Raw genomic sequence first — 6,534 nt, forward strand, 5'->3', positions numbered from 1 at the left:
CAAGCCAGCTCCTACAGGGGATTGGGTGCGCCGCAACCTTGTAGGAGCCGGCTTGCCGGCGATAGCGGTGTCACGAACGCCAACTTACTCAGCGTTGCAAAGCGCCAGGCAGTTATCGAGCATGCGGTTGGAGAAGCCCCACTCGTTGTCGTACCAGGCCAGCACCTTGAGCAGCTTGCCGCTGGACTTGGTGTGGTTGGCGTCGAAGATCGACGACAGCGGGTTGTGGTTGAAGTCGCTTGAGACCAGCGGCAGGGTGTTGTAGCCCAGAATTTTCGAATGCTGGCTGGCTTCCTTGAGCAGCGCATTCACTTCATCGGCCGACGCCTCGCGCTTCAGTTGTACGGTCAAGTCCACCAGCGACACGTTGATCACCGGCACACGCACGGCCATGCCGGTCAGTTTGCCTGCCAGTTCCGGCAGCACCAGGCCGACCGCTTCGGCCGCACCGGTCTTGCTCGGGATCATGTTCTGGGTGGCCGAACGGGCGCGGTACGGGTCGGTGTGGTAGACGTCGGTCAGGTTCTGATCGTTGGTGTAGGCGTGAATCGTGGTCATCAAACCACTTTCGATCCCCAGTTCGCGGTGCAGCACCTGGGCGACCGGAGCCAGGCAGTTGGTGGTGCACGACGCGTTGGAAATAATCTGGTGCGATTGGCGCAGAATGTCGTGGTTCACCCCATACACCACGGTGGCGTCGGCGCCTTTGGCCGGTGCAGAGATGATCACTTTGCGCGCGCCGGCCGTAATATGCGCGGCGGCTTTGGCCCGGTCGGTGAACAAACCGGTGCATTCGAACACGACATCAATCTTTTCCGCGGCCCAGGGCAGCTCGGCCGGGTTACGAATGGCGCTGACGGAAATCCGGTCGCCGTTGACGGTCAGGCTTTCCTGATCATGCTGGACATCGGCGTCGAACGTGCCGTGAACAGTGTCGTACTTGAGCAGATGAGCGTTCATCGCGCTGTCGCCCAGGTCATTGATTGCAACGATCTGCAAATCCTGACGGTAGCCTTGGGTATACAGTGCGCGAAGGACGTTGCGGCCGATACGGCCAAAACCATTGATTGCGATTCGAAGAGTCATTTAACAGGGCCGCCGTCGTTTTGTTGTTGGAATTACAAGATTATTCGCATAAAAATAGAAAACAAGCCTTTTTAGTGGCAATATTTTGTTCAATCTACAACGAGTGACCTGAATCAACTGGTCCGAATGATCAAGAAAGCCGTTTGTCATCCCATCAACAACGGCTCTTGTTCAGCATAGACAATCAGGTCGCCACATCCGTTAGCCTGGAGTTCTACACATGCATCCCCGCGTCCTTGAGGTCACCGAACGGCTTATCGCCCGCAGCCGCGCAACCCGCGAGGCTTACCTTGCGCTCATTCGCGGTGCGGCCAGCGACGGTCCGATGCGCGGCAAGCTGCAATGCGCCAACTTCGCCCATGGCGTGGCCGGTTGCGGCACCGAAGACAAGAACAGCCTGCGAATGATGAACTCCGCGAACATCGCGATTGTTTCGTCATATAACGACATGCTTTCGGCGCATCAGCCGTACGAAGTCTTTCCTGAACTGATCAAAAAAGCCCTGCGCGAAATCGGCTCCGTCGGCCAGTTCGCCGGCGGCACCCCGGCGATGTGCGATGGCGTGACCCAAGGCGAGCCGGGCATGGAGCTGAGCCTGCCAAGCCGTGAAGTGATCGCGCTGTCCACCGCTGTTGCCCTTTCCCACAACATGTTCGATGGCGCGCTGATGCTCGGCATCTGCGACAAGATCGTGCCGGGCCTGATGATGGGCGCGTTGCGCTTCGGTCATCTGCCGATGATTTTCGTACCGGGCGGGCCGATGGTCTCGGGCATTTCCAACAAGCAGAAAGCCGATGTGCGTCAGCGCTATGCCGAAGGCAAGGCCTCGCGCGAAGAGCTGCTGGAATCGGAAATGAATTCCTACCACAGCCCCGGCACCTGCACCTTCTACGGCACCGCCAACACCAACCAGTTGCTGATGGAAGTCATGGGCCTGCACTTGCCGGGCTCGTCATTCGTCAACCCGAGCACGCCGCTACGCGATGCCCTGACCCGCGAAGCGGCGCATCAAGTGACGCGCCTGACCAAGCAGAATGGCAACTTCATGCCAATCGGCGAAATCGTCGATGAGCGTTCGCTGGTCAACTCGATCGTGGCACTGAACGCCACCGGCGGTTCGACCAACCACACCTTGCACATGCCGGCCATCGCCATGGCCGCGGGCATTCAATTGACCTGGCAGGACATGGCCGACCTCTCCGAAGTCGTGCCGACCCTGAGCCACGTCTACCCGAACGGCAAAGCCGACATCAACCACTTCCAGGCGGCGGGCGGCATGTCGTTCCTGATCCGCGAACTGCTGGAAGCCGGCCTGCTCCACGAAAACGTCAACACGGTTCTGGGCCACGGCCTGAGCCGCTACACCAAGGAACCGTTCCTCGATAACGGTGAATTGGTCTGGCGCGAAGGCGTGACCGAGAGCCTCGACGAAACCATCCTGCGCCCAGTCGCTCGAGCGTTTTCGCCCGAAGGCGGCTTGCGCGTGATGGAAGGCAACCTCGGTCGTGGCGTGATGAAAGTCTCGGCGGTCGCCTTGGAAAACCAGATCGTCGAAGCACCGGCGATGGTGTTCCAGGATCAGCAGGATCTGGCCGATGCGTTCAAGGCCGGTTTGCTGGAAAAGGACTTTGTCGCGGTGATGCGCTTCCAGGGCCCGCGCTCCAACGGCATGCCGGAACTGCACAAAATGACGCCGTTCCTTGGCGTGCTGCAGGATCGCGGTTTCAAGGTCGCGCTGGTGACTGACGGGCGCATGTCCGGCGCCTCGGGGAAAATCCCGGCGGCGATTCACGTCAGCCCCGAAGCTTATGTGGGCGGCGCTTTGGCGCGAGTCCAAGAGGGCGATATCATCCGCGTCGATGGCGTCAAAGGCACCCTGGAGCTTAAGGTTGACGCCGAAGAATTCGCAGCGCGCACGCCGGCCAAAGGCCTGTTGGGCAACAACATCGGCACCGGTCGCGAACTGTTTAGTTTCATGCGCATGGCCTTCAGCTCCGCAGAGCAGGGCGCCAGCGCCTTTACTTCTGCCCTGGAGACGCTTAATTGAAACTGGCTTTGGTCGGTGACATCGGTGGGACCAACGCACGTTTCGCGTTGTGGAAAAACCAGCAACTGGAATCGGTCCAGGTGCTGGCAACGGCAGATTTTCCCAGCCCGGAAGAGGCGATCAGCGTCTATCTGAACGGGCAGGGGTTGGCGCCGGGTTCGATTGGTTCCGTGTGTCTGTCAGTGGCCGGCCCGGTGAGCGGTGATGAATTCAAGTTCACCAACAATCACTGGCGCCTCAGCCGCAAGGCGTTCTGCCAGACCCTGCAAGTGGAGCAACTGCTGCTGGTCAACGACTTCTCGGCGATGGCGCTGGGCATGACCCGTTTGCAGCCGGGCGAATTCCGCGTGGTTTGCGAAGGCACGCCGGAACCGTTGCGCCCGGCGGTGGTGATTGGTCCGGGCACGGGGTTGGGCGTCGGTACTTTGCTCGACTTGGGCGAAGGACGTTTCGCTGCATTGCCGGGCGAGGGTGGTCACGTCGATTTGCCGTTGAGCAGCCCGCGTGAAACTCAGTTGTGGCAACACATCTTCAACGAGATTGGGCATGTCAGTGCGGAAACGGCGTTGAGTGGCAGCGGCTTGCCGCGCGTCTATCGGGCGATTTGCGCGGTGGACGGGCACACGCCTGTGCTCGAAACGCCGGAAGCGATCACCGCCGCCGGCCTGGCGGGTGATCCGATTGCGCTGGAAGTGCTGGAACAGTTCTGTTGCTGGCTCGGTCGCGTGGCGGGCAACAACGTGCTCACCACGGGGGCGCGCGGTGGTGTGTTTATCGTCGGTGGGGTGATCCCACGGTTTGCCGATTTCTTCCTCGAAAGCGGTTTTGCGCGGTGCTTTGCCGACAAGGGTTGCATGAGCGATTACTTCAAGGGGATTCCGGTGTGGCTGGTGACGGCGCCGTATTCCGGGCTGGTGGGTGCGGGTGTGGCCCTCGACCAGGCTTGAAATGCGACCATCTGTAGGAGCGAGCCTGCTCGCGAAAAACCTGAGAACGCCGCGGGGTGTCAGAAATGGCGCGTTATCGTTGACGTCCATCGCGAGCAAGCTTGCTCCTACAGTTTTTCTGCGGTGTTTGTAAGTTCGGTGCTTAAGGCATAATCCGCCCAATTCAAACAACAAGGACGCCGCCCCGTGAGCTCAGTCAACAAGTCGATTTTGTTGGTCGATGACGATCAAGAGATACGCGAGTTGCTGGACACCTACCTGACCCGCGCGGGTTTCCAGGTACGTACCACGCCCGACGGCGCCGGTTTCCGCCAGGCGTTGAACGATGCGCCGAGCGATCTGGTGATCCTCGACGTGATGCTGCCCGACGAAGACGGCTTCAGTCTCTGCCGCTGGATCCGCCAGCACCCGCGTCAGGCGCAAGTGCCGATCATCATGCTCACCGCCAGCTCCGACGAAGCCGACCGCGTCATCGGCCTGGAACTGGGCGCCGACGACTACCTCGGCAAACCCTTCAGCCCTCGTGAATTGCAGGCGCGGATCAAAGCCTTGTTGCGTCGTGCGCAATTCGGCCAGGAACGTTCCGGCAGTGAAGTGCTGGCCTTTGATGACTGGCGACTGGACATGGTCAGCCATCGGCTGTTCCACATCGATGGTGAAGAAGTGATTCTCTCCGGCGCTGATTTCGCCCTGCTGAAACTGTTCCTCGATCACCCCCAGGAAATCCTCGACCGCGACACCATCGGCAACGCCACCCGTGGCCGCGACCTGATGCCGCTGGACCGGATCGTCGACATGGCCGTCAGCCGTTTGCGCCAACGCCTGCGCGATACCGAAAAACCGCCGCGACTGATTCGCACCGTGCGCGGCAGCGGTTATCAGTTGGCGGCCAATGTGGTTGCCAGCAATGGTCACTGAGGTGTTGCGCAAGCTCGCGGCAAAGATCCCGGTCCCGCGTTCGCTGCTCGGGCGGATGTTGCTGCTGACCTTGCTGGCCGTGTTGTTCGCGCAGACGTTGTCGAGCGTGATCTGGGTCTCGCAATTGCGTGCCACGCAGCTGGAAGGCCTGGTCACCAGCGCCCGCAGCCTTGCCCATTCGATGACCGCCAGTGTCAGTTACTTTCGCTCGTTGCCGGTGGCGTTCAGGCCGCTGGTGCTCGACCAGTTGCGCAGCATGGGCGGCACCCGTTTCGTGGTGACCCTCAACGACAAACCCTTGGGCATGGAAGTGCTGCCGATCACCCCGCGCAAAGAGGCGGTGCTCAAAGCCGTGGACGAAGTGCTGCGCCAGTCGCTCGGCCAGGACACCGATATCTCGGTGACCTTTGTCAGCCCTGAAGACCTGCGGATCTTCAACGGTGGCCTGAAACTGGATGAGCTGCCGCGTTCCTGGGCGCACTACGCACTGACCCTTGAGCCGGTGAATCCACCGGTGCTGGTCACGCAAATCCAGATGGCGCCGGGCGAGTGGCTGTACATCGCCTCGCTGTTGCCCGAGCCCTACACCAGCCTTGAAGAGCAAGGCCTACCAGCGCAGCAAGTCTGGTTCATCGTCCTCACCAGCGGCTTTTTGCTGTTGTTCATCGGCCTGCTGGTGCACTGGCAGAGCCGGCCGCTCAAGCGTTTGGCACGGGCTGCGCGGGACATGTCCCTCGGGGCGGAAGTCGAGCCGGTGGCCGAAGGCGGCGGTAGTGAAGTAGTCGAAGTGGGTCGCGCCTTCAATGCGATGCGCGAACGTATCAGCCGTTACCTGACTGAACGCAGCCAGTTGTTCAGCGCAATTTCCCATGATTTGCGCACGCCGATTACCCGCTTGCGCCTGCGTGTCGAATTGCTGGAAGACGAAAAGCTGCAAGCCAAATTCGGTCGTGATCTCGATGAATTGGAGCTGCTGGTCAAAGGCGCGCTGCAATGCGTGAAAGACACCGACATCCACGAAAACATCGAGCAGGTGGACCTCAACCATGTGCTCGATTGCCTGGTGGAACCTTATCTGGCGCCTAACGGCAATGGTCGCGTGACCCAGCAGGGGCGGGCGCTGGCGGCGTATCCGGGCAAACCGCTGGCGCTCAAGCGCTGCATCGGCAACCTGATCGACAACGCCTTGAAGTACGGGCAGAACGCGCACCTGCACATCGATGACGACGAGAACGCGTTTGTCCTGCATGTCGATGACGAGGGGCCGGGTGTGCCGGAGCAGCGGCTGGAGCAGGTGTTCGAGCCGCACTTTCGCCTGGCCGGGCAGCAGCAGGGTTATGGGTTGGGGTTGGGCATTGCGCGCAACATTGCCCATAGCCATGGCGGGGAAGTCAGCCTGCAAAACCTGCGTGAAGGCGGGTTGAGGGTGACACTCCAATTGCCTCGATCAATCGACTGACACACAACCCTGTAGGAGCCAGCTTGCTGGCGATAGCGTCATTGAAAACGCCATCGCCAGCAAGCTGGCTCCTACAG

Annotated in this window: 5 protein-coding genes; 4 read left to right on the plus strand and 1 reads right to left on the minus strand. The window is 60.6% G+C overall.

Annotation, left to right across the window (positions count from 1 at the left end):
* Positions 1-84: 84 nt before the first annotated feature.
* The gene (gap, locus tag PMI32_RS10845; RefSeq protein WP_008031008.1) at positions 85-1,086 is read right to left on the minus strand and encodes a type I glyceraldehyde-3-phosphate dehydrogenase; all 1,002 of its coding nucleotides are present in this window, start codon (positions 1,084-1,086) and stop codon (positions 85-87) included.
* Positions 1,087-1,306: 220 nt separating this feature from the next.
* On the opposite strand from gap, the gene edd reads away from it, so the two are divergent.
* From edd to PMI32_RS10825, 4 genes are all read left to right on the plus strand, one after another.
* Complete coding sequence (edd, locus tag PMI32_RS10840; protein WP_008031010.1) at positions 1,307-3,133, plus strand: phosphogluconate dehydratase; 1,827 nt, start codon at positions 1,307-1,309, stop codon at positions 3,131-3,133.
* Positions 3,130-4,080, plus strand: a complete 951-nt coding sequence (locus PMI32_RS10835) for a glucokinase (protein ID WP_008031013.1) — start codon at positions 3,130-3,132, stop codon at positions 4,078-4,080. The genes edd and PMI32_RS10835 overlap by 4 nt, the downstream gene beginning before the upstream one ends.
* 186 nt (positions 4,081-4,266) lie before the next feature.
* Positions 4,267-4,998 (plus strand): response regulator, encoded by a 732-nt coding sequence (locus tag PMI32_RS10830; RefSeq protein ID WP_008031015.1) that lies wholly within the window; start codon positions 4,267-4,269, stop codon positions 4,996-4,998.
* On the plus strand, positions 4,988-6,457 hold the full coding sequence (locus PMI32_RS10825; protein WP_008031017.1) for an ATP-binding protein: 1,470 nt from the start codon (positions 4,988-4,990) through the stop codon (positions 6,455-6,457). The genes PMI32_RS10830 and PMI32_RS10825 overlap by 11 nt, the downstream gene beginning before the upstream one ends.
* Positions 6,458-6,534 lie beyond the last annotated feature (77 nt).

This window comes from Pseudomonas sp. GM60 (assembly GCF_000282415.1).
GTDB classification, from domain to species: Bacteria; Pseudomonadota; Gammaproteobacteria; order Pseudomonadales; family Pseudomonadaceae; genus Aquipseudomonas; species Aquipseudomonas migulae.

Excerpts from the sequence above, each read along its gene's own strand:
- gap (WP_008031008.1), bottom strand. The coding sequence starts at position 1,086 with ATGACTCTTCGAATCGCAATCAATGGTTTTGGCCGTATCGGCCGCAAC.
- edd (WP_008031010.1), top strand. The coding sequence starts at position 1,307 with ATGCATCCCCGCGTCCTTGAGGTCACCGAACGGCTTATCGCCCGCAGC.
- PMI32_RS10825 (WP_008031017.1), top strand. The coding sequence starts at position 4,988 with ATGGTCACTGAGGTGTTGCGCAAGCTCGCGGCAAAGATCCCGGTCCCG.